Genomic DNA, 20,213 nt, shown 5'->3' on the forward strand with positions numbered 1-20,213 from the left:
TTTTTGTTTGTCTTTTTTTTGTTTTTTTTTTTTTTTTTTTTTTTGTGGGTTTTGGTGGGGGTCGGGGCCCCCCATTACTGGGGCTCGCCCATCAACCGGCGAAGCTGTCGGTCGCGCGTACCAAGGCATCGACGTTCTCGGCTTCAAATGCCGAGTGGCCGGACGCCGGGCTGATCTGCAGCTGCGCCTTCGGCCAGGCCTTGTGCAGTTCCCAGGCGTTGGCCAGCGGGCAGACCACGTCATAGCGCCCATGAACGATCACGCCCGGAATGTGCGCGATCTTGTGCGCGTCGCGCAGCAGTTGGTCTTCCACCTCGAAGAAGCCGCCGTTGACGAAGTAATGGTTTTCGATGCGAGCGAAAGCCAGTGCGAACTGCGGATCTTCGTGGCTGTTGACGAAATCGTCGTCCACATGCAGGAAGCTGGTCGCACCTTCCCACACGCTCCATGCCTTGGCAGCGGCCAGACGGGTGGCTTCGTCGTCGCTGGTCAGGCGACGGTGGAAGGCCGAGATCAGATCGTGACGCTCCACTGCCGGGATCGGCTTGAGGTAATGCTCCCAGGCATCCGGAAACAGGCGATTGGCACCTTCCTGGTAGAACCATTCCAGCTCCCAGCGGCGCAGCATGAAGATGCCGCGCAGTACCAGCTCGGTCACCCGCTGCGGATGGGTTTCGGCATAGGCCAACGCCAGCGTCGAACCCCAGCTGCCACCGAATACCTGCCAGCTGTCGATGCCCAGCTTTTCGCGCAGTTTTTCGATATCGGCCACCAGATCCCAGGTGGTGTTGTCGACCAGATCGGCATGTGGGGTGGAACGGCCCGAGCCACGCTGATCGAACAGGATGATGCGGTACTTGGCCGGGTCGTGGAACTGGCGCATCTTGTCGCTGCAGCCGCCACCGGGGCCGCCGTGCAGCATCACCACCGGCTTGCCGTTGGGGTTGCCGCATTGTTCGAAATACAGCGTATGGCGGTCATCGACCTTGAGTATGCCGGTGTCGTAGGGCTCGATGGCGGGATAGAGCGTGCGCATGGCAGCCTCGCTGGGAACAGGCCGCTTAGTCTAACGCAGCGATGTTGCGGTCTTGTCTGCGCTACAAGGTTCCATCAAGGCGTCACATAGGTCGCCGGGGTCATTCCCTCCAGCAGCCAGATGCCGTCGAAGCGCTGACGTGCTTCGGGCAGCGTCAATTCATCGGCGTAATCCATACCCCACAGCCGGCTGGCCGGATCCTCCTCACCCGGCAAACTGCCTGCATGCAGATCGACGAACACGGCTGCGACCGAGGTATCGGCGGTCAAGCGCGACTCCAGCTGCGACGGTCGTGCGTCCACCTTGCGCACCTGCTGATCGATGTAGTCGAGGTAACTTCCTTGCGCCCCGGCGTAATGCAGCACATAGGTCTGCTCCTGCAGCGCAGGCGGCAAAGCGCGGGTCACGTTGTCCACCGCCGGAAAGCCTCGCGGATGACCGTCGCGGTAGCCGCCGAGTTTGTTCAGATGCGCGTAATGCCCCCAGACGACGGCCTTGCGCCCCGGGTAGGCCTGCTCCAGCAACCATTGCAGGTTGCCGGCCATGACCGGATCGTGCTCATCGAAGGGCCGCAGCTGCCAGCTCACCTCGGCCATGCGTTGCAGGCTGGCGTTGATGCGCCGCCAGAAGCCATCGCTGTTGAACACGTCGTCGCCATGCTCGGCGTCCGGCGCCGGCAGCAGTTGCAGCAGCCATTGCGAATCATCGAAGAAGCGCTGGCGCGCACGGGCGTCGGCAGTTGCCAGCTTGCCATCGAGCAATCGCTGTACCTGTTGCAGGTGCAGCTGCAGGCGCTGCCTTGCCATTTCATCCAGTGGCTGCCGCAGCAAGCGTTCGCGCAGCTGCGGCACCAGCTGGCGACGCGAAAATGCGCCGCTCAGGCGTCCATCGAAGCCAGCCAACTGCATCGCGCCTGGCGCGTCGCGTTGTGCATCCAGATAGTCGTACAGCGGCCACACCTCGGCGCTGTTGGCATACATGTAGAAGATGTTGCCGGGCGCATTGGCGCGCAGTGGCAGCCGCGATTGCCATAGCCGGGTGACATCGAACAAGCCGCTTTCCAGCACCAGCAGGTCGAAGCCCTTGCGCTCGTGCAGGTAACGCACGGTGCGCACCTTGCTTTCGTAGATGTTGCCTTCGCCATGGGTGAGCTCGTCGAGCATGACGATGCGCTTGTCGCCGATGGCCTCGCCCAAGGGCGCCAGATCGGCAAAGTCATCCTGCACCGAGGAGCCCTCGCGCAAGGGATGGATGGGCGCATGTTTGCTGGTAGCCGGCGTTGCGGCACAGCCCAGTGATGTGGCCAGTAATACGGCAGCGAACGCGGTACGGATCATCGGCATCCCCGGCTTGGAAATGGCGATGCTACGGGAGATGCCGGGGTGCGTGATACGGACAGGAAATGGCTTCAATGACAGGCTGAAGCAGTGCTTTTGGCTCTGCTTTGGCTTTCGTTCTTTATGCCGTCATTCCCGCCTTCGCGGGAATGACGAGCTGAAAAGCGACAAGAGCAACAACCTCAACCAGGCCAGCGTCCCAAGGTCACCCGATCACGCTGCTCCAGGTCCTGCACCGTCTGCGCCTCCACAAACCCGGCCTGCTCCAGCAGCGCGCGGATCGCCTCGCCCTGATCCCAGCCGTGCTCCAGCAGCAACCAGCCACCGGGCACCAGATGCTCATGCGCGCCAGCGACAATCTCGCGGATCGCATCCAGGCCATCCGCACCCGATGCCAAGGCCGGCGGCGGCTCGAAACGCAGGTCGCCCTCGACCAGATGCGGATCGCCTGCAGCGATGTACGGCGGATTGCTGACGATCATGTCGAAACGGTCTGCACCCAACGCCGTGTACCAATGCCCACGCCGGAACCACACGTTTTCCAGACCGTGCGCCTGTGCGTTCTTCACCGCCACCGCCAAGGTCGGGCCAAGCACATCGGTCGCCATCACCGTGGCCAAAGGCCGTTCACTGGCGATCGACAAGGCGAGCGCACCACTGCCTGTGCCCATGTCGGCCACCCGCACCATGTCATCGGCCGGCAGCCGTGCCAGTGCCTGCTCGACCAGCAGCTCGGTTTCCGGGCGCGGGATCAGGGTGGCGGTATTGACCTGCAGGTCCAGCGTCCAGAAGCCGCGACGGCCAGTCAGATAGGCCAACGGATGTCCCTCGGCACGACGCGCCAGCAGCACCTCGAAGCGTTCCAGGGCATCGGCTTCCACCTCGTCGGTGGCATGGGCAAACAACCAGGCCCGTTCCACGCCCAGCACGTGGATAAGCAACTGCTCGGCCTCATGGCGGGCATCTTCACCCGGCAGGCGTGCAGCGGCCTCCCGCAACAGCTCGGCAACCTTCAACGTGGACACTGTATTACCTCTTCGCGGCTTCTTTCAGGAGGGCGAGGATAGTCAGCGCACCCGTCCCTGCCTACCGCCATGATCCTTGCCTTGGGATTAATCCTGTCTATGCCGCGCCGTTCAGCTTGGACCTGGATGGCTTGGAAAGCCCGCAAAGCACCCGATATCAGGCCTTGAGGCAGCTTCAGGGCATCGATTGATAGGCATTATCTATTGATACGATGCATCCAATTCATTTGTTTTATTAGTTCCTGCCTATTAGTCTTTGCTCCAACGATTCACCCCGCCCTACACCCAAGAGGAAACTTCATGTCCCTTATCAACACCCAGGTCCAGCCGTTCAAGGTCAATGCGTTCCACAACGGCAAGTTCATTGAAGTCACCGACGAATCGCTGAAGGGCAAGTGGTCGGTCCTGATCTTCATGCCGGCAGCCTTCACCTTCAACTGCCCGACCGAGATCGAAGACGCCGCTGACAACTATGCCGAGTTCCAGAAGGCCGGTGCCGAGGTCTACATCGTGACCACCGATACCCACTTCTCGCACAAGGTGTGGCACGAAACCTCGCCGGCCGTTGGCAAGGCCAAGTTCCCGCTGGTTGGCGACCCGACCCACCAGCTGACCAACGCCTTCGGCGTGCACATTCCGGAAGAAGGCCTGGCCCTGCGTGGCACCTTCGTGATCAACCCGGAAGGCGTGATCAAGACCTCGGAGATCCACTCCAACGAGATCGCCCGTGACGTGTCCGAGACCCTGCGCAAGCTGAAGGCTGCCCAGTTCACCGCCGCACACCCGAACGAAGTGTGCCCGGCCAAGTGGAAGGAAGGCGAAAAGACCCTGACCCCGTCGCTGGATCTGGTCGGCAAGATCTAATAAGTCGTACCCGCTCCCACCCCGCCCTCGCGGCGGGCGTGGGGGTGAACCGCAGCGTGTTGATGCCAGCCAGCACCACGCCCGCACGCCACGCAGCCCGCTGCGGTTCACCCCTACTTTTTACTGGCGCCTCGCTTCACGCAGGGGCGTCACTCCCCCGCTTTGCCTCAACGAAGGAGTTGACCGTGCTCGACGACAGCCTCAAGACCCAGCTGCAGCAGTACATGGGCCTGCTGCGCCAGCCACTGCGCCTGATCGCCTCGCTCGACGACAGCAGCGCCAGCCAGGACATGCGCGGCCTGCTTGACGATATCGTCGCGGCCGGCGGCGGCAAGATCACGCTGGACACCTCCGGCAATGATGCGCGCAAGCCCTCGTTCGTGATCGCCCGCGAAGGCCAGAACCACGGCGTGCGTTTCGCCGGCCTGCCGCTGGGCCACGAATTCGAATCACTGGTGCTGGCCCTGCTGTGGACCGGCGGCCATCCGCCGAAGGTCGCGCAGGACGTCATCGACAGCATCACCGCGATCGATGGCGAGTACAGCTTCGACGTCTATATGTCGCTGACCTGCCACAACTGCCCGGACGTGGTGCAGGCGCTGGCGCTGATGGCGATCCTGAACCCGAAGATCAGCACCACGGTGATCGAGGGCGGCACGTTCCAGCAGGAAGTGGAACAGCGCCAGGTGATGGCGGTGCCGATGGTGTTCCAGGGTGGCGAGATGTTCGACTCCGGCCGCATGAGCCTGGAGCAGATCGTCGCCAAGCTCGACACCGGCGCCGTTGCCCGCGAAGCCGAGAAGATCAAGGCCAAGGATGCATTCGACGTGCTGGTGGTGGGCGGTGGCCCAGCCGGTGCTGCAGCGGCGATCTATGCCGCACGCAAGGGCATCCGCACCGGTGTAGCTGCCGAGCGTTTCGGCGGCCAGGTGCTGGACACCATGGCGATCGAGAACTTCATCTCGGTGCAGCACACCGAAGGCCCGAAGCTGGCTGCCGCGCTGGAAGCCCACGTACGTGAGTACGAGGTGGACATCATGAACCTGCAGCGCGCGGCCAAGCTGGTGCCGGCCGGTGCCGATGGCTTGGTCGAAGTTCAGTTGGAGAATGGTGCTTCGTTGAAGTCCAAGACGGTGATCCTGTCCACCGGCGCCCGCTGGCGGCAGATGAACGTGCCGGGCGAGGACGAGTACCGCAACAAGGGCGTGGCTTACTGCCCGCACTGTGACGGCCCGCTGTTCAAGGGCAAGCGTGTGGCGGTGATCGGCGGTGGCAACTCCGGTGTGGAAGCGGCCATCGACCTGGCCGGCATCGTCAGCCACGTCACCGTGTTCGAGTTCGACAGCAAGCTGCGCGCCGACCAGGTGCTGCAGGCCAAGCTCAACAGCCTGCCCAACGTGAAGGTGGTGCTCAACGCACAGACCACCGAAGTGCTGGGTGACGGCCAGAAGGTCAACGGCCTGGTCTATACCGACCGCGTCGGTGGCGATTCGCACCGGGTCGAGCTGGAAGGCATCTTCGTGCAGATCGGCCTGCTGCCGAACACCGAGTGGCTGCGCGGCACGGTGGAGCTCAGCGGTCGCGGCGAAATCATCATCGATGATCGCGGCCAGACCAATGTGCCGGGCGTGTTTGCTGCCGGCGACTGCACCACGGTGCCGTACAAGCAGATCATCATCGCGATGGGCGCCGGTTCAACCGCCGCGCTCAGTGCCTTCGATCATCTGATCCGTACGCCGGTGCTGCAGCCTGCAGCGGTAGAGGCAGCAACCGCCTGATGCTCAAAGCCCCTCTCCTGCGGGAGAGGGGTTGGGGTGAGGGTAGAACCTTCTGCAATCCTGGAAAACCTGGGCTTGGCCCAACCCTCATCCGCCCCTTCGGGGCACCTTCTCCCGCCGGGCGAAGGAAACAGCCGGGAGCCCAACATGAATCTTCGTGATCTGAAGTACCTGGTGGCGCTGGCCGAGCACAAGCACTTCGGCCGTGCCGCTGCGGCCAGCTTCGTCAGCCAGCCCACCCTGTCCACCCAGATCAAGAAGCTGGAAGAAGAGCTGGGCGTGCCGTTGGTGGAGCGCGCGCCGCGCAAGGTGATGCTGACCCCGGCCGGCCGCGAGGCCGCCGCGCGTGCGCGCAGCATCGTGGCCGAAGTGGAGCAGATGAAGGAAGCCGCACGCCGCGCCCGCGACCCGGAGGCCGGCACCGTGCGTTTGGGAATTTTCCCGACTCTCGGCCCCTACCTGCTTCCGCATGTGGTGCCAGCGATCCGCCAGCGCTTCCCGCAGCTGGAGATGCTGCTGGTCGAGGAGAAGAGCGATGTATTGCTGGCGCAGCTGCGCAATGGCCAGCTCGATGCCGCCATACTGGCCCTGCCAATCGCCGACGAGCAACTGCACACCGAATTCCTGTTCGAGGAACCCTTCGTGCTGGCCGCGCCGGAAGGCCACCCGCTGACCAGCCACCCCTCGCTGACGCTGGATGACCTGTCCGACCAACGCCTGCTGCTGCTGCAGGACGGCCATTGCCTGCGCGATCAGGCATTGGATGTCTGCCATATGGCCGGCGCGCTGGAGAAATCCGAGTTCCAGGCCACCAGCCTGGAAACCCTGCGGCAGATGGTGGCGGCGAACGTGGGCGTCACTCTGCTGCCGATGCTGGCGGTGAAGCCGCCGGTGGCGCGCTCTGAGAACGTCAGATTGATCCCATTTTCGGGCGATCCGCAGCCGAACCGGCGGATCGGCATGGTCTGGCGCCGCAGTTCGGCGATGGGCGCGTTCCTGGAGCAGTTCTCGCAGTTGTTCAAGCAACTGCCTGCGGGGTTGTTGGAGCCGCCGGCGGAATCGCCGCGGGTTCAGGCTTAAAAGCCTACCCCTCCCCGGCCCTCCCCTCCGCTGCGCGCAAGGGAGGGGGCAAAGGCTTGACTCCCTCCCTTGCGCCGCAGGCGGAGGGGAGGGTTGGGGAGGGGTGCTCTCCGCAGCACCCCAAAACCTGAATACCTCCCTCCCCCACATTGCATCCGGGGCGCACCGGCCCCATGATCTTCACAGGGTCGCCTACGGCCCGTTTCACCAGCACAATAGAAACCCGGGCGGCGCCGACAAAGCGTCGCCTTTTGCTTGCTCTTCAATCAGATAAGGAATTCCCATGACCAGCCACAGCGGTCTGCCACCATCCATTGTTGTTTCCACCCGTGACATGGCCCGTCTTGAGGCCCTGCTGGACTCCCCGGCCCTGAGCCGGCACCCGGCCGCTGTTGCCCTTGCGCAGGAACTTGAGCGAGCGCAGGTGCTGCCGCCGGAAGAAATCCCCGAAGGCATCGTCACCATGCACTCCCGCGTGGATTGCGAAGACGAACTGCACAACGAAAAACATTCCCTGACCCTGGTCTATCCGCATGAAGCGGATTTCGACAAGGGCCGCGTGTCCGTGCTGGCACCGGTCGGCAGCGCCCTGCTGGGCTTGTCGGTTGGCCAGACCATCGATTGGACCGCACCCGGCGGCCGCCAGCTGCGCCTGCGCGTCACCGCCGTCCACTATCAGCCCGAAGCGGCTGGTGATTTCCACCGCTGAGCGCACTGCGCCGCACCTGCAACAGGAAACCATGATGTCCCAGGCCCCCTCCAAGCTCGCCCAGTTGCGTGAACTGTCCGTCGTCGTCGCCGATACCGGTGATTACGATGCCATCAAGCGTCTGCGTCCGGTCGACTGCACCACCAACCCGACCCTGGTGAAGAAAGCCCTCGACCTGCCGGTCTATGCCGGTCTGATCGAGCGCGAGCTGCAGTGGGGCCGCGCCCAGAGTGGTGACAAGCAGACCATCGCCAATGCCGTGGTCGATCGCCTGACCGTTGGCGTCGGCACCATGCTGGCCGAGCTGGTGCCGGGCCGTGTTTCCACCGAAGTGGATGCCGACCAGGCCCACAACACCGAGGCCACGATTGCCAAGGCGCGCGAATTCATCGCCATGTACGAAGCAGCTGGCGTGCCGCGCAGCAAGGTGCTGATCAAGATCGCCGCCACCTGGGCCGGCATCGAAGCCGCGCGCGTGCTGCAGGCCGAAGGCATCGACTGTAACCTGACCCTGATCTTCAACCCGACCCAGGCCCTGGCCTGCTCGGAAGCCGGCTCCTTCCTGATCTCGCCGTTCGTCGGCCGCATCCTGGATTGGTACGTGGCCAACGGCCAGACCCCGGCCAGCATTGATGAAGACCCGGGCGTGGTGTTCGTGCGCGGTGTGTTTGCCGAGTTCAAGCGTCGCGGTTCCAGCACCGTTGTCATGGGTGCCTCGTTCCGTTCGACCGCGCAGATTGAAGCATTGGCTGGCTGTGATCGTTTGACGATCTCGCCGGATCTGCTGGAGAAGCTGGATGCCGATTTCGGCGAGCTGCCGCGCAAGCTGGTGGCCGGTGCTGCCGAAGCGGTGAACGTCGCTGCGATTGATGAAGCGAAGTTCGATGCGGATATGGCGGCTGATCCGATGGCTACCGAGAAGCTGGCTACTGGTATTGAGGCGTTTGCGAAGGATCTGCAGACCTTGCGGCAGCGGATTCTGGATGAGTTGGGCGGCTGAGCGGAGCTGGCCGACAAACGTAGTGCTTGATATCTCCCTTCTCCCGCTTGCGGGAGAAGGTGCCCCGAAGGGGCGGATGAGGGGAGGCTTTTAGAGCTTTTGCTCTACGTGCTTTAAGAGCGCCCTCACCCCAACCCCTCTCCCGCATGCGGGAGAGGGGCTTAATCAAAATCAAAAAACGCCGAGCTCCAGCCCTGCTGCGAGCAGCGCGCCCAGCTCTCGGCCTCGCGCCAACTCCACCTCAGGCAATTTCTTCTCAGCAACAATCGCCTCCGCCGTCTGTGCCTGCGTACACACCAGCACCGGCTCGGCCACCTCTTTCAAACGCAAGCCCAAAGCAACCCTGCGCAACTGTGCAATCGTCGGCTGGCCATCCGAGCCTGCACATACCAGCAGCGCATACGGCTTGCCCTCGCAGCACCCCAACAGCGGGTAATAACTGCGATCAAAGAAATCCTTCATCGCCCCGCTCATCGAGGCCAATGTCTCCGGCGTGGCGAACACCACCGCATCGGCGGCAAGCACATCGTCCGCGCCGGCATCCGCGGCGCGCAAGGCAATCACCTGCACCACATCACCCGCACTCACACGGGCACCCTGCACCAATGCTTCCACCATCGCCGCAGTAGCGCCGGTAAAGCTGTGCCACACCACCAATAAACGCCGCGGTGCAGCACTCACAGCTCAGACATCCAGGCCAATCGGGCAGCTCACGCCGGTGCCACCGATACCGCAATAGCCGTTCGGATTCTTGGCCAGGTACTGCTGGTGGTAATCCTCGGCGTAATAGAACGGCGGTGCCGGAAACGCGATCTCGGTGGTGATCTCACCAAAACCCGATGCCGTCAACTGCTGCTGGTAGGCATCACGGCTGGCAATCGCCGCGTCGTACTGTTCCTGCGTATGGCAGTAGATCGCCGAGCGGTACTGGGTCCCGGTGTCGTTGCCCTGGCGCATGCCCTGGGTGGGATTGTGGTTCTCCCAGAAGGTGCGCAGCACGGTTTCCAGCGTCACCCGGGCCGGGTCAAACACCACCCGCACCACTTCGGTGTGGCCTGTAAGCCCGGAACAAGCCTCTTCATAGGTCGGGTTCGGGGTGACGCCGCCCTGATAGCCCACCGCCGTGGTCACTACGCCGGGCAGCTGCCAGAACTTGCGCTCGGCGCCCCAGAAGCAGCCCAGGCCCACGTCAAGCACCTGCAACCCATCAAAATCGGCCCGCAGCGGCTGGCCGTTGACGAAGTGCTGGTTGTGCAGCGGCAGCGGCGTGTCCCGCCCCGGCAGTGCTTCCTCCGGGCGCGGCAGGCGCTGCTTGAACGCGCCGATACCCAGTATTCCCTGGCCGATTCCCAACATGTCAGCTCCTCAGGCCGGGAGGAATCCCGACGCTTCATCGTCATCCAAGATGGGGTCGGCTGGGCCATCGTCCAAGCCCAGCGCGGCGACGATGTCCTCGGCCTCGGGCTTGGCCGAATCGGGTACACAGACCCGCAGCAGGCCAAACAAGGGCAGCTCGCCGCCCGCACCCAGCAGGGACTCGCCGAACACGAAGGCCGGGATGCCGGCATCCTCCAACGCGTGCTTGACCAGATGCGCGTCGAACAGATTATTGGTCTGGTAGATCAGTTGCATGGGGTTCTCCGCTCAAACCGGCTGGCGCAGGGCGTCGGTGGCAGCAAGCTGCTCGGTTTCCACAGCACCGGCCTGGCGCCACTCGCGCAGTGCCGGCAAGGCCAACAGCGCCTGCAGGTACTCGCCGGCAACGCCTTCCGCCGCCACGCCATAGCCGTCAAAGCGTACCGCCACCGGTGCGAACATCGCATCGACGATGCCGAACTGGCCGAACAGGAACGCCCCGCCCGCGCCGTGCTGCCGGCGCAGCTCACTCCACAGCGCGCGGATCCGGTTGATGTCAGCCTGCGCGGCGGCATCCCAGCGATAACCATCAGGCTGGCGACGGCTGTTCATCGGCAGCTGGCTGCGCAACGCGGTGAAACCTGAATGCATTTCGGCCGCAGCGGCCCGTGCCACGGCACGCTGGGCCAGATCGGACGGCCAGCCGCGTCCGCCCAGCCAGCGCTCGTTGGCGTATTCGCAGATCGCCAGCGAATCCCAGAGCTGAAGCTGACCATCACGTAGCGCCGGCACCTTGCCGGTGGGCGAATGCTGCAGCACTTCGCTGGCAAAACCGGGGGTATCCAGGGCCAGCCGCACCTCGTCGAACTCCACCCCGAAATGGCGCAGCAGCAGCCACGGGCGCAGCGACCAGGACGAGTAGTTCTTGTTGCCTATCACCAGAACGGGGCGATCCATCGGTACGAATCCATACGGTGGGATGGCCCAGCATAGCCCCGTCCCGGCAGCCAACGCCCGGCTCGGCTAAACTTGCGGTTTACTTCAATACACTGCGTCCCCCATGTCCGAGAACACGCCTGCTGTCGCCGCCACGCCGGAAAACGCTCCCGAAAAGCGCGATTTCATCCGTCAGATCGTCCGTGAGGACCTGTCCAGCGGCAAGCACACGGCCATCAAGACCCGCTTCCCGCCCGAGCCCAATGGCTACCTGCACATCGGCCATGCCAAGTCGATCTGCCTGAACTTCGGCATCGCCGGCGAGTTCGGCGGCGTCTGCAACCTGCGCTTCGATGACACCAACCCGGCCAAGGAAGACCCGGAATACGTGCAGGCCATCCAGGACGACGTGCGCTGGCTGGGCTTCGAGTGGAACGAGCTGCGCCACGCCTCGGACTACTTCGAGGCCTATTACCTGGCCGCGCAGAAGCTGATCCGCGACGGCAAGGCCTATGTCTGCGACCTGTCGGCCGAGGAAGTGCGCGCCTACCGCGGCTCCCTGACCGAGCCGGGCCGCCCCTCGCCGTACCGCGAGCGCAGCGTCGAGGAGAACCTGGACCTGTTCGCGCGCATGCGTGCCGGCGAGTTCGCCGATGGCGCCCGCACCGTGCGCGCCAAGATCGACATGGCCAGCGGCAACATCAACCTGCGAGATCCGGCGATCTACCGCATCAAGCACGTCGAGCACCAGAACACCGGCAATGCCTGGCCGATCTACCCGATGTATGACTTCGCGCACGCGCTGGGCGATTCGCTGGAAGGCATCACCCACTCGCTGTGCACGCTGGAATTCGAAGACCACCGCCCGCTGTACGACTGGTGCGTGGACAACGTCGACTACGCCCACGACAACGCCTTGACCCAGCCGCTGGTCGACAAGGGCCTGCCGCGCGAAGCCGCCAAGCCACGCCAGATCGAGTTCTCGCGCCTGAACATCAACTACACGGTGATGAGCAAGCGCAAGCTGATGGCGCTGGTCACCGAGAGCCTGGTCGATGGCTGGGAAGATCCGCGCATGCCGACCCTGCAGGGCCTGCGTCGTCGTGGTTACACCCCGGCGGCGATGCGCCTGTTCGCTGAGCGCGTTGGCATTTCCAAGCAGAACTCGCTGATCGATTTCAGCGTGCTGGAAGGCGCCCTGCGCGAAGACCTGGACAGCGCCGCCGCACGCCGCATGGCGGTGATCGATCCGCTCAAGCTGGTGCTGACCAACCTGCCGGAAGGCCACGAAGAAGCCCTCACCTTCAGCAACCATCCGAAGGACGAAAGCTTCGGCAGCCGCGAGGTACCGTTCTCGCGCGAGCTGTGGATCGAGCGCGAAGACTTCGCCGAAGTGCCGCCGAAGGGCTGGAAGCGTCTGGTCCCGGGCGGCGAAGTGCGCCTGCGTGGCGCTGGCATCGCCCGCGTCGATGAAGTGATCAAGAACGACGCCGGCGAGATCGTCGAGCTGCGCGGCTGGCTGGACCCGGAATCGCGTCCGGGCATGGAAGGCGCCAACCGCAAGATCAAGGGCACCATCCACTGGGTCAGCGCCCAGCACGCGGTGGAAGCCGAAGTGCGCCTGTACGACCGCCTGTTCTCGGTGGCCAACCCGGACGACGAATCCGAAGGCAAGACCTACCGCGATTACCTGAACCCGGAATCGCGCAAGGTCGTCACCGGTTACGTCGAACCGGCCGCCGCGCTGGCCGCACCGGAACAGAGCTACCAGTTCGAGCGCACCGGCTACTTCGTCGCCGACCGCCGCGACCACACCGCAGCCAAGCCGGTGTTCAACCGCAGCGTGACCCTGCGCGATACCTGGTCGGCCTGATCAGCAGGATGGGTGTGGTTACCGGCTGACAGCCCGGTAACCCCCTGCTCACCTGGGACGCGGCTACCATGGCCGCGTGCCCAGAACAGGATGCCCCCATGTTCCGTCTGTCACTGCTGCTCTGTCTGCTGCTCGCCCTCACCGCCTGCAGTTCACCGGCCGCTACCGCTCCGGTCACCTCGCAAGCGCCCGCGCCAGTCCCGGCCAGCGAACCATCAACCCCTGCCAAACCTCCTGCCACGCCCGTCGTGGTCGACAGCAGCTGCAAGGTCGACGCCGATTGCACGGTGAAGAACGTCGGCAACTGCTGCGGTTACTACCCGGCCTGCGTCAACGTCAACAGCCCCACCGATCCGGCCGGCGTGCAGGCCAGCTGCCAGGCCAAGGGCATGATGAGTGTCTGTGGTTTCCCCGAGATCCAGGGCTGTCGTTGCGTCAACGGCCAGTGCGCCTCAGCCGGCAGCAGCGATCCACTGCGCCAACCCATGACCGAGAATCCCGCACCGGCACGCTGAATCGCGCTCAGCGCGGCTTGGGCTCCACGCTGCTGCGCCAGGCATCGATAAATTGGCGGCGCTTGAGCGCATCCAGATACACCAGCAACCCGGGCCCCAACTGGATCGGCCGCCGGTTCTGCCCGGGATCGCTGTCACCGCCACCGTTGCGGATGATCGGCATCAGCCGCGCCTCGCGCGACAGCACCTGCTGGCCGCGCGCCGACAACAGGTAGTCGAGGAAGCGCTTGGCTTCGGCAGGGTGTGGGCTGTTGCGCGGAATCACCGCCGTGCGCAGCACCACCAGCGTGTAGTCCTCGGGTTCGACAATGCCCAGGGGCGCACCGGCATCGATACGCGCCTGCGCGTAGGAACCCAACACGTTGTAAACCAGCGACAGCTTGCCGCTGCTGACCTGGTCCAACAGCACGCCGGTACGCTCCTCGCGCACCACGCCGTTGTCACCCAATGCGCCGAGCAAGGCGCCAGCGATGCTGCCGCGCTGCGCATCCTGGGTCGCCAGCAGATAGCCGACACTGCTGCGCTCGATATCGTAGGTGCCGACCTTGCCGCGCAGCGGCGTGCCTTCGGCACGCAGCAGGTCCAGCAGCTGGCGGCGCGTGTGCGGCACTTTTTCCGCAGGCAAAGCACGCGTGTTGTAGACCATCGCCACCGGCTCGTAACTGATGCCGAAGGCCTCATTGCGCCACTTCGCCCAGGAAGGCATGGCTTCCGTCTGCGGCGAACGATGCGGCAGTGCATGGCCATCGTTGACCAGCTTGGTCTGCAGATCCATGCCGCTGGAGATCAGCAGATCGGGTGTGTTGGCGGTGTTGCGGTCGCGCAGGAAGCGCGCATACAGATCCTGGGTGATGATGTCTTCGTAAACGACTTCCGTGCCCGGATGCAGGCGCTGGTAGTCGGCGATCACCACCGCGAATACTTCGATGTCGGTGGTACCGTGGATGCGCAGCTGCTCGGTCACAACGCCCTGCGCGGGGAAGCGCTGTACATCACCCGGCGCAGCGCGCAATGACGATGCCAGCAGCAGGCCCAACAACAGGATCAACAAGCGGCTCATGCAGCATGCCTCGGCAGATGGATGGTGGCGACCAGACCGCCTTCGGGCCGGTTGCTCAGGTCGATGCTGCCGCCATGGCTTTCAACCACGCGCTTGACGATGGCCAGTCCCAGCCCGGCACCACCGACAGGCGCATTTTCACCGCGTCCGAAGCGCTCGAATACGCGTTCGGCATCGGCGGCGCTGATACCGGGGCCGTGGTCGGCGATGGTCAATACCGCCTGCGTGTCCAGCACGGTCAGGGCGATCTGCAGCGGGCCATCGCCGCCGTATTTCACCGCATTGTCGATCAGGTTCTTGATCGCTTCGCGCAACAGCAGGGCATCACCGTTGACCTGCACTGCGCCGGTGGTGATCGCCAGCTGTACGCGTGGTGCAGGACCGGCCTGCGGCAAGGCTTCGTGCAGGGCCTGATGCACGGTTTCAGCCAGGTCCAGTAGTGCGAAGCGCTGCAGGTTGGAGCGGTGGATCACGCTGGCATCGCTAAGTAGCTGGTTCAGCAGGCGGCTCATATGGGTGGCATTGCGTTCGATTGCACGCAGGCTGCGCTGCATCTCCTCGGGCTCTTCTTCGTCCAAGGCCAGCTGGGCCTGTGCGCGCAGTGCTGCCAGCGGCGTGCGCATCTGATGTGCGGCTTCGGCCATGAATGCACGCAGGGTTTCGTTGCTGCTGGACAGGCGTTCCATGAAGCGGTTCAAGGCAGCAACCATCTGGTTCATCTCGCGCGGCACATGCGAGTCCAGCGGTTTCAGATCAGACGGCTCGCGACGCGACAACTCGCGTTCCAACCGCACCAAGGGACGGAACGCGCGGTGCACGCCGAAGGCCACCAGCGCCAGCAACAAAGCCGACAACACGCCGATGGCGATCAGCGCGCGGTTGACCATTTCCTGCGCCAGCTCGGCGCGTGCGCGACGGGTCTGCCCCACCTGCACCTGTACTTCACCCTGCGCAGAGGCGGCGGCGAAGCTGCGCTTGACCACCACGAAGCGCACCGTCTCACCGCTGTAGTCGGCATCGAACAACTGCGGCTGGTTGCCACTCCTGCGCGGTGCCTGGGGAAGATCCTCGTAGCCGGTGATGGTGCGGCCACGGCTATCAGCCACGCGATAGAACACGCGGTCTTCTTCGGCCATCGACAGCAGGTCCAGGGCTGCATACGGCAGGTCCACCTGCCATTGGCCATCAACCAATGCGACCGAATCGGCGATGGACAGCGCCGAGGACACCAACAGATGGTCATAGGAACGATTCGCCGCGCGTTGCCCGTAGTCGCGCGCGGCGAACAGCAAGGCCACCGCGAACACCGCCAGCAACGCGCCCAGATACAGCATCAAGGTGCGCCGCAATGAACCGGAGGTGCGGACCTCAGCCGTCGCCATCAGTACCGCCGTCATTGGCTTCCAACATGTAGCCCACGCCGCGAACGGTGGTGATGCGCACGGGTGCGGCCGCCAGTTTCTTGCGCAGCCGCCCGATATACAGCTCGATGGCATTGGGCCCGGCTTCGTCATCGAAACCGAACAAGCCCTTGCCGATTTCATCCTTACCCACGACCTGTCCGAGCCGGCCAACCAGGATCTCTAACAGACGGAACTCGCGGTTCGGCAGTTCGATCACCTCGCCGTCCAGGCTGACCCGATGCGCGGCATTGTCGAACTGGAAGCTGCCGATCTGCACCACTTCACTGGCCTGGCCGCGACCACGTCGCAGCAGTACTCGACAGCGCGCCTCGAATTCGCGGAAGTCGAAGGGCTTGCCCAGATAATCGTCAGCGCCTACATCCAGCGCCTGCACGCGATCCTCGATGCCATCGCGGGCGGTAAGCATCAGCACCGGCGTGCTGTCGCCGCGCTCGCGCATGCCAGCCAGCACGCGCAGGCCATCGAGCTTGGGCAGGCCGATGTCCAGCACCACCAGATCGAAGCTCTGGTAGCGCAGCACGCTGGCGGCGCCCATGCCGTCGGCCTGCCAATCCACCGCATGGCCATTGCGGCGCATGCGACGGATGATGGCGTCGGCCAGGTCCGCATTGTCTTCAACCAGCAGCAGGCGCATCGCAGGGGAATGTGGCGGGAAGGCGCGAATGCTAACGCGGAAGCCAGCAGAGCGCAGGGACAATCGCGCATTGCTGCAACGCACAAAGTGCTGACAGGCGGATGACAGCTAGTCCCCTCCAGACTGCGGCCACGCACCAGCAGGTGCCCATGTTTGCCGCGCGCCTGGCGCGCACCTGGGAGGGTTTGTGGAACTGAGTGTTTTCCAAAAGCGCAGCCTCGCTGCTGCTGTCCTGCTGTGCATTGGCGCACCGGCGCTGGCCGCGGAGGACGAAGGCCCGGTCACGGCCACGATCGGCGGGCGCCTGCACCTGGATTTCGCCAGCTTCGACAATGATCACCGTGGCACCCCAAACAAGGACGACACCGAGATCCGTCGCGCCTGGCTGGATGTGTCAGGCAAGTTCTTCCTGGTCGACTACAAGCTGGAAGCTGACTTCTCCGGCGACCGCCCCGAAGCCAAGGACGTCTACGTCAGCCGCAGCTTCGGCGATGCCGGCAGGCTGACCGTGGGCCAGTTCAAACAGTACTACTCGCTGGACGACCGCACCGGCTCCAACTACGGCAGCTTCCTGGAGCGCGGCAACGCCGGCACCAGCCTGGCCCCGCTGTACCGCCTCGGCGCGTCCTGGCAGGCCAACCCGGGCGACATGACCTGGGCGGCCAGCGTCTACAGCCTGGAAAGCATCGATGCCTGGCAGGTAAAGGGCCGCGCTGCCGGTGGCCGCGTCACCTGGGCGCCGAGCCCGGCCGCTGGCGATGTGCTGCACCTGGGCTTGTCGCTGGCCCGCGAGGCCTATGACAACCCCGGCGTGAATGGCGTTCCTGCCTTGCGCATCCGCCCACGCCCGGCCGGCCATCTGTCCGATGAAAGTCGCCTGACATTGGTCGACTTCTCGGCCGGCCGCGATACCGACGTCAACAAGTGGTCGCTGGAATACGCACAGGTGCGCGGCCCGCTGTCATGGCAGGGCGAATTCAGCGGCGCCACCTTCGACGATGGCGCGCAGCGCGGTGAAGTGATGGCGGGCTACGGCATGCTCAGCTGGTTCGTCACCGGCGAGTCGCGCAGCTATGACCGCAAGACTGGCCGCTTCGCCCGCATCAAGGACATCCGCCACAAGCCCGGCGCGTTTGAAGTCGCGTTGCGCTACGACCAGATGCGCGGCAACCAGCACCTTGATGGCCAGCCCGATCTGCGCAACGGCAGCACCGAAGCCTGGACCCTGGCAGGTAACTGGTACCTGCGCGACAACCTGCGTTTCATGCTCAACCTGATCGACAGCCGCAACCGCAATCGCCTGACCGATACCACGGTGGACCACACCCGCGCGGTCACCGGCCGCCTGCAGTTCGATTTCTAAACATCCCCTTCCCGTCCTGTCCCTTCAAGGAGTCTGCAGATGATGCTGACCATCCTCGGCTTCGGCATGGTCCTGACGTTCATGTATCTCATCATGAGCAAACGACTGTCGCCGCTGGTCGCCCTGATTACCGTACCCATCGTGTTCGCCCTGATTGGCGGCTTCGGTGCCGGCCTCGATGAGATGATGCTCGACGGCATCAAGAAGATCGCGCCGACCGGCGTGATGCTGATGTTCGCCATCCTCTACTTCGGGGTGATGATCGACGCCGGCCTGTTCGATCCGCTGGTGCGCATCATCCTGCGCATCGTCAAGGGCGATCCGCTGAAGATCGTGATGGGCACCGCGGTGCTGGCGATGCTGATCTCGCTCGATGGCGACGGCTCCACCACCTACATGATCACCGTGTCGGCGATGCTGCCGCTGTACCGTCGGCTGGGCATGAACGCGCTGAGCATGACCTGCGTGACCATCCTCGCCGGTGGCGTGATGAACCTCACCCCGTGGGGCGGCCCGACCGCACGTGCAGCGACCGCACTGCATGTGGATCCGGCCGATGTGTTCGTGCCACTGATTCCGGCGATGGTGCTGGCCTGTGCCGGCATCCTCGCACTGGCCTGGTACCTGGGCATGAAGGAACGCCGTCGTCTTGGTGTGGTCGCCCTGCCGCACGGCGGCTCGTGGATGGACGCTAGTGTTTCCGATGACAGCGACGCGCTGCCGACGGTGGAAGACGCCGAAGACACCAAGCGGCCGAAGCTGCTGTGGGTCAACTTCGCCCTGACCCTGGCACTGATGGCGGCGCTGGTGATCGGCCTGCTGCCGATGCCGATCCTGTTCATGGTCGGCTTCGCCATCGCGCTGGTGATCAACTATCCGAACCTGGCCGAGCAGCGCCGCCGCGTGGTCAACCACGCAGGCAATGTGTTGTCGGTGGTGTCGCTGATCTTCGCTGCGGGCATCTTCACTGGCATCCTGTCCAATACCGGCATGGTCGAGGCGATGTCGCGCGGCTTCCTGTCGGTGATTCCGGAGGCCTGGGGCCCCTACCTGGCGGTGATCACCGCCGTGGCATCGATGCCCTTCACCTTCTTCATGTCCAATGACGCCTTCTACTTCGGCGTGTTGCCGATCCTGTCCGAAGCGGCCGGTCACTACGGCATCACCCCGGTGGAAATGGCGCGCGCCTCGCTGGCTGGTCAGCCGGTGCACCTGTTGAGCCCGCTGGTGCCGTCGACCTATCTGCTGGTTGGTCTGGCCAAGGTGGATTTCGCTGACCACCAGAAGTTCACCCTGAAGTGGGCGGTATTGATTTCGCTGATCCTGATGGCCGGCAGCCTGCTGTTCGCCCTGTATCCATTGGCCGCCTGAGCGGCACCTACCTGACGCATTGGAGAGCACCATGACGCTACGTATCGCTTACGTCACCAGTGGCATGGGCAGTGTCGGCACTGCCATCTGCCAGTCCCTGGCCCGCGCCGGCCACACGGTGGTGGCAGGCTGCGCACCGGATTCACCGCGCAAGGCCAACTGGATCCGCGAGCAGCGCGAACTCGGCTTTGATTTCATCGTGTCCGAAGGCAATGCTGCCGATTGGGACTCCACCACCGCTGCGTTCGCCAAGGTGCGGGCGGAAGTGGGTGAAGTGGATGTGCTGGTCAACAACTCCGGCGGTAGCCGCGACATGCTGTTCCGGCAGATGAGCAGCGAAGACTGGAACGCGGTGATCGCCTCCAACCTCAACACCTTGTTCAACCTGAGCAAGCAGGTGGTCGATGGCATGACCAACCAGAACTGGGGCCGCATCATCAACATCGGATCGGTCAGCGCGCAGAAGGGCCAGATCGGCCAGGTCAACTATGCAACGGCCAAGGCCGCGATGCATGGTTTCAGCCGCGCGCTCGCCGCCGAAGTCGCAGCGCGTGGCGTCACCGTCAACACCATTTCGCCGGGCTACATTGCCAGTCAGGCGATCAGCAGCTTCCCGCCGGATGTATTGGACCGGCTTGCGGCCTCGGTACCGATCCGCCGCCTCGGCAAGCCCGAAGAAGTGGCTGCGCTGTGCGCGTGGCTGGCCAGCGATGATGCTGCCTATGTGACCGGTGCGGACTATCCGGTCAACGGTGGCCTGTACATGGGTTGATATTGCAATCACTGGCTGCAACAACCAACGCCGCGCTTTGTCGCGGCGTTTTCTTTTGGAAGCCTGCGCAGCATTGCTGT

General features: G+C 64.1%; 20 protein-coding genes. 10 read left to right on the forward strand and 10 right to left on the reverse strand.

Annotation, left to right across the window (positions count from 1 at the left end; genetic code table 11):
* Window positions 1-91: 91 nt before the first annotated feature.
* The 3 genes from pip to prmC form a co-directional block, all read right to left on the reverse strand.
* Window positions 92-1,036 (reverse strand): prolyl aminopeptidase, encoded by a 945-nt coding sequence (gene pip / locus ACVOL0_RS13975; protein ID WP_481549618.1) that lies wholly within the window; start codon window positions 1,034-1,036, stop codon window positions 92-94.
* Window positions 1,037-1,110: 74 nt separating this feature from the next.
* Window positions 1,111-2,373: an erythromycin esterase family protein gene (locus tag ACVOL0_RS13980; protein ID WP_481549619.1), complete on the reverse strand. Its 1,263-nt coding sequence runs from the start codon at window positions 2,371-2,373 to the stop codon at window positions 1,111-1,113.
* A gap of 182 nt (window positions 2,374-2,555) precedes the next feature.
* Window positions 2,556-3,398 (reverse strand): peptide chain release factor N(5)-glutamine methyltransferase, encoded by an 843-nt coding sequence (gene prmC / locus ACVOL0_RS13985; RefSeq protein ID WP_481549620.1) that lies wholly within the window; start codon window positions 3,396-3,398, stop codon window positions 2,556-2,558.
* 300 nt (window positions 3,399-3,698) lie between these two features.
* Here prmC and ahpC point away from each other — a divergent pair, with 300 nt between their 5' ends.
* The 5 genes from ahpC (at window position 3,699) to ACVOL0_RS14010 (ending at window position 8,829) form a co-directional block, all read left to right on the forward strand.
* On the forward strand, window positions 3,699-4,262 hold the full coding sequence (gene ahpC, locus ACVOL0_RS13990; protein ID WP_313174167.1) for an alkyl hydroperoxide reductase subunit C: 564 nt from the start codon (window positions 3,699-3,701) through the stop codon (window positions 4,260-4,262).
* A 185-nt stretch (window positions 4,263-4,447) separates the two neighbouring features.
* The gene (gene ahpF / locus ACVOL0_RS13995) at window positions 4,448-6,040 is read left to right on the forward strand and encodes an alkyl hydroperoxide reductase subunit F (protein ID WP_481549621.1); all 1,593 of its coding nucleotides are present in this window, start codon (window positions 4,448-4,450) and stop codon (window positions 6,038-6,040) included.
* A gap of 147 nt (window positions 6,041-6,187) precedes the next feature.
* Window positions 6,188-7,120 carry a LysR substrate-binding domain-containing protein gene (locus ACVOL0_RS14000; RefSeq protein ID WP_481549622.1) on the forward strand — a complete coding sequence of 311 codons (933 nt, stop codon included), beginning with the start codon at window positions 6,188-6,190 and terminating at the stop codon, window positions 7,118-7,120.
* A gap of 283 nt (window positions 7,121-7,403) precedes the next feature.
* Window positions 7,404-7,829 (forward strand): nucleoside diphosphate kinase regulator, encoded by a 426-nt coding sequence (rnk, locus tag ACVOL0_RS14005; protein WP_481528403.1) that lies wholly within the window; start codon window positions 7,404-7,406, stop codon window positions 7,827-7,829.
* A gap of 31 nt (window positions 7,830-7,860) precedes the next feature.
* On the forward strand, window positions 7,861-8,829 hold the full coding sequence (locus tag ACVOL0_RS14010; RefSeq protein ID WP_481549639.1) for a transaldolase: 969 nt from the start codon (window positions 7,861-7,863) through the stop codon (window positions 8,827-8,829).
* 171 nt (window positions 8,830-9,000) lie between these two features.
* Here the strand turns inward: ACVOL0_RS14010 and ACVOL0_RS14015 are convergent, their stop codons facing one another.
* The 4 genes from ACVOL0_RS14015 to ACVOL0_RS14030 are packed head-to-tail and all read right to left on the reverse strand — an operon-like array spanning window position 9,001 to window position 11,142.
* Window positions 9,001-9,510: a flavodoxin family protein gene (locus tag ACVOL0_RS14015; RefSeq protein ID WP_481549623.1), complete on the reverse strand. Its 510-nt coding sequence runs from the start codon at window positions 9,508-9,510 to the stop codon at window positions 9,001-9,003.
* 3 nt (window positions 9,511-9,513) lie between these two features.
* Window positions 9,514-10,164: a peptide-methionine (S)-S-oxide reductase MsrA gene (msrA, locus tag ACVOL0_RS14020; RefSeq protein ID WP_481549640.1), complete on the reverse strand. Its 651-nt coding sequence runs from the start codon at window positions 10,162-10,164 to the stop codon at window positions 9,514-9,516.
* A gap of 30 nt (window positions 10,165-10,194) precedes the next feature.
* Complete coding sequence (locus ACVOL0_RS14025) at window positions 10,195-10,461, reverse strand: putative signal transducing protein (protein WP_481549624.1); 267 nt, start codon at window positions 10,459-10,461, stop codon at window positions 10,195-10,197.
* A 12-nt stretch (window positions 10,462-10,473) separates the two neighbouring features.
* Window positions 10,474-11,142, reverse strand: coding sequence for a glutathione S-transferase family protein (locus tag ACVOL0_RS14030; RefSeq protein ID WP_481549625.1), 669 nt, complete (start codon window positions 11,140-11,142; stop codon window positions 10,474-10,476).
* Window positions 11,143-11,245: 103 nt separating this feature from the next.
* On the opposite strand from ACVOL0_RS14030, the gene ACVOL0_RS14035 reads away from it, so the two are divergent.
* The gene (locus ACVOL0_RS14035) at window positions 11,246-12,994 is read left to right on the forward strand and encodes a glutamine--tRNA ligase/YqeY domain fusion protein (protein ID WP_481549626.1); all 1,749 of its coding nucleotides are present in this window, start codon (window positions 11,246-11,248) and stop codon (window positions 12,992-12,994) included.
* Between the two features lie 98 nt (window positions 12,995-13,092).
* Window positions 13,093-13,509, forward strand: coding sequence for a hypothetical protein (locus ACVOL0_RS14040; protein WP_481549627.1), 417 nt, complete (start codon window positions 13,093-13,095; stop codon window positions 13,507-13,509).
* A 7-nt stretch (window positions 13,510-13,516) separates the two neighbouring features.
* Here the strand turns inward: ACVOL0_RS14040 and ACVOL0_RS14045 are convergent, their stop codons facing one another.
* From ACVOL0_RS14045 to ACVOL0_RS14055, 3 genes are read right to left on the reverse strand one after another with little or no spacing between them, the layout of a single operon-like run.
* Entirely contained in the window at window positions 13,517-14,569 is a 1,053-nt protein-coding gene (locus tag ACVOL0_RS14045; protein ID WP_481549628.1) for an ABC transporter substrate-binding protein, read from the reverse strand.
* Window positions 14,566-15,966, reverse strand: coding sequence for a sensor histidine kinase N-terminal domain-containing protein (locus tag ACVOL0_RS14050; RefSeq protein ID WP_481549629.1), 1,401 nt, complete (start codon window positions 15,964-15,966; stop codon window positions 14,566-14,568). The genes ACVOL0_RS14045 and ACVOL0_RS14050 overlap by 4 nt, the downstream gene beginning before the upstream one ends.
* On the reverse strand, window positions 15,938-16,627 hold the full coding sequence (locus ACVOL0_RS14055) for a response regulator (protein ID WP_481549630.1): 690 nt from the start codon (window positions 16,625-16,627) through the stop codon (window positions 15,938-15,940). The genes ACVOL0_RS14050 and ACVOL0_RS14055 overlap by 29 nt, the downstream gene beginning before the upstream one ends.
* A 187-nt stretch (window positions 16,628-16,814) precedes the next feature.
* Between ACVOL0_RS14055 and ACVOL0_RS14060 the strand changes: the two genes are divergently transcribed.
* Genes ACVOL0_RS14060 through phbB form a run of 3 tightly spaced genes read left to right on the forward strand, consistent with a single transcriptional unit; the run spans window position 16,815 to window position 20,133 of the window.
* Window positions 16,815-17,990: an OprO/OprP family phosphate-selective porin gene (locus tag ACVOL0_RS14060; RefSeq protein ID WP_481549631.1), complete on the forward strand. Its 1,176-nt coding sequence runs from the start codon at window positions 16,815-16,817 to the stop codon at window positions 17,988-17,990.
* Window positions 17,991-18,032: 42 nt separating this feature from the next.
* The gene (locus ACVOL0_RS14065) at window positions 18,033-19,361 is read left to right on the forward strand and encodes a CitMHS family transporter (protein WP_481509892.1); all 1,329 of its coding nucleotides are present in this window, start codon (window positions 18,033-18,035) and stop codon (window positions 19,359-19,361) included.
* Window positions 19,362-19,392: 31 nt separating this feature from the next.
* Window positions 19,393-20,133: an acetoacetyl-CoA reductase gene (gene phbB / locus ACVOL0_RS14070; RefSeq protein ID WP_481549632.1), complete on the forward strand. Its 741-nt coding sequence runs from the start codon at window positions 19,393-19,395 to the stop codon at window positions 20,131-20,133.
* The last annotated feature ends 80 nt before the right edge of the window (window positions 20,134-20,213 follow it).

The organism is Stenotrophomonas sp. STEN021, assembly GCF_056760175.1.